3 protein-coding genes and 1 tRNA gene are annotated in these 2525 nt (G+C 49.9%); all 4 read left to right on the top strand.

Going from position 1 to position 2525, the window contains the following annotated elements:
- Positions 1-53 precede the first annotated feature (53 nt).
- The 4 genes from BOO20_RS01350 to BOO20_RS01335 all read left to right on the top strand — a co-directional run bounded on the left by BOO20_RS01350 (position 54) and on the right by BOO20_RS01335 (position 2315).
- On the top strand, positions 54-548 hold the full coding sequence (locus BOO20_RS01350; protein ID WP_076789651.1) for a hypothetical protein: 495 nt from the start codon (positions 54-56) through the stop codon (positions 546-548).
- A 176-nt stretch (positions 549-724) separates the two neighbouring features.
- Positions 725-798: transfer RNA gene (locus BOO20_RS01345), tRNA-Cys, on the top strand.
- Between the two features lie 418 nt (positions 799-1216).
- Complete coding sequence (locus BOO20_RS01340; protein WP_076789648.1) at positions 1217-2095, top strand: 4Fe-4S binding protein; 879 nt, start codon at positions 1217-1219, stop codon at positions 2093-2095.
- Positions 2082-2315, top strand: a complete 234-nt coding sequence (locus BOO20_RS01335; protein ID WP_076789645.1) for a sulfurtransferase TusA family protein — start codon at positions 2082-2084, stop codon at positions 2313-2315. Before BOO20_RS01340 ends, BOO20_RS01335 begins: the two co-directional genes overlap by 14 nt.
- Positions 2316-2525: the final 210 nt, after the last annotated feature.

Below are 2525 nucleotides of genomic sequence, written 5' to 3'. Positions count from 1 at the left end.
GCGAAGGAATTCTTAAACATGAACTCATACCCCGTAGCTCTGCTGCGGGGTAGTTGATTGACGGTTACGGTTTTACCGCAAACTACAAAACCACACTGGGCGATGTAACCGTTGTGCCGCAGGCTTACTATACCATTACCCGCATTTCGGACGGTCGCAGGCCTTACTCCTTTGGCGGCCAGGCCTTCATACCGGTCGGGAAATCAAAAGTCGCACTGAGCGGTTTCTATACTGCTAACAAGAACACCTACCAGGCTACTAACTGGGATTACAGCGGCTATATCTTCAGGGTCAAGGGAGAGTCCGGTCCGGTTACAGCATGGGTTGACTACAACAGGACCAAAGACAAGTCAGCTGCAACCACAGTTGATTATGACAACCTCTTTGTCTGGGGATCATACAAGGTCAATGTGCATGAAGCGGCAACCGGAAGTTTCAGCATTACGCCGACCCTTCGCTATCGGGCAAGCGGTTCGCAGGCTGTCGGTGCTGCCAAGGCGACGAATGATCTGTTCCGGACTGAAGTGTATGCAACTGTAACCTTCTAACCCCTGAACCTTATTTTTGGCAACTCTGGTAAATCGTTTATGACAATTTATCAGAGATACCTTCTCGTGTTTTTCACTCCGGCATCCGGGCCGCTCTGTTGCAGTAAAGTCATGTGGGGACTTTAGGGTGTGTGTGTGCATTCTTCTCTTCAGAATGGCCCGGATGTTTTTTTTCCGGCGATGTGGGTGAGTGGTCTAAGCCAAGGGTCTGCAAAACCCTTTATCACAAGTTCGAATCTTGTCATCGCCTCTGCTTTACCGTGTTGTACCGTGAAGTTCCCTTGCGCATCCGGGTGAGCAGAGAAAAGTGTAATCGGGTATATTTTTTCTCTGTTCCGGCCCGGATGTTTTTACTCCCTTCCTTCATACCCTCTTTTCAGTTGTTTTCTCGGGAAATTGCCTGAAAAGTGCGATCCTGATTTGATAAATGGCCTCATTATACCATATTTGCGGTATTTCATCTGCTCAGGTTTGGATATATGCCCTATCCTTGGTTTTATTAACAATCGTTACCCGCTGCGGCACGTTTAGCTATTACCCTTTACAGCATAGCAGAGTGGTCTCGGTCAGTCAGCGTTGAACCGGAGTTTTCCACTTCTGCTGATATGATGTGAATGGGAACCGGATCACTGTAAGGAACCTGATAAACAATTTGAATATTCTCGATAATGTCTGAACATGAGATTGATCTGGCCGCTTTGGGCAAGGTCGGAATGATGCGCCAGAAGCAGCCTGATTATTATGTTATGCGGCTCAAGGCGGTTGCCGGTGATATGACCGCATCCCAGCTTGCCTGTGTTGCCGGAGTAGCTGAAAAATATGGCAGGGGTTTTGTTCATCTCTCCACCCGTCAGGGAATAGAGATTCATTATGTCCATCGTGACCATCTTGAAACAGCTCGGCTTGAACTCCAGGGTGCAGGTATCGAGATGGGAGCCTGTGGTCCGAGAGTCCGTGTTATTGTTGCCTGTCCGGGAGAGGAGACCTGCCGTTGGGGCAGCATTGATACAAAAAAAATTGCACGGGAACTTGACAGGAGATATTTCAAGCAGGAGACCCCCTCCAAATTCAAGCTTGCCGTAACCGGCTGCTCCAATAACTGCACCAAGGCTAACGAAAACGATATCGGCATCAGGGGTGCGATTGAACCGGAATGGGCGGCGGACAATTGCAACGACTGCGGGCTCTGCATTTCGACCTGTCCGGTAAACGCCATTGATCGCAAGGATAGTGATGAAGGATTTCTCTATCAGATAGACGAGGATCTCTGCATCAACTGCAGTGTCTGCACCTCGCTCTGCCCTTCTAACTCCTGGGTTATTGGCAGAAAAGGCTATACCCTCTATATTGGCGGTACCATGGGCAGAGTGCCCCGTTTCGCTTCGGTGCTGAAGAAGATGGTTGAGAGCGAGGAGGAGCTTTACCTGCTTATCGATAAATCCATTGCCCTGTACAGGGAGAAAGGGCGGAAAAAGGAGCGGTTCGGCCATATGATTGACCGGATTGGTCTTGAAGCCGTAAAGGAGGAGCTGCTTGCCAGGCCCTGAAATAACAAAAACCCTTGATGTGCAGGGGATCTCCTGTCCGGCCAATGCCATGCGCGTCAGGGCGGCCATAGCTGAGCTGAAGGGAGATGAACTACTTGAGGTGCTTGTTGATGAAGGGGAGGCGGTTCTTCGGGTTGCCCGCACGCTCAAGGATTGCGGACACCGGATCGTCAAGGTTGAAAACCGGGGCGAAGGAGTAAGCGTGATTGTCGGAAAATAAAAATGTGCACCTCTCTTTATTTGTTCCGAAACCCGATTACTGCGTTGGGCGGTGCTCGAAATCCTCATGTACTTCGTGTACACTCCGGTTTCTCTGGCTCCGTCCGTCTGGTTCCCGGGCTTCTCACGACAATTAATAGAGATGCCCGGATAAATAAAGAATCCTCGCAGCAGAGCTACGAGGTATTAAAAGAGGCGTAATTGCTGTGAA

Source organism: Chlorobium sp. KB01 (genome assembly GCF_001975465.1).
Classification (GTDB): domain Bacteria; phylum Bacteroidota; class Chlorobiia; order Chlorobiales; family Chlorobiaceae; genus Chlorobium.
Note: the sequence above shows the minus strand (reverse complement) of the source record. Positions and strands in the feature narration are given on the sequence as shown.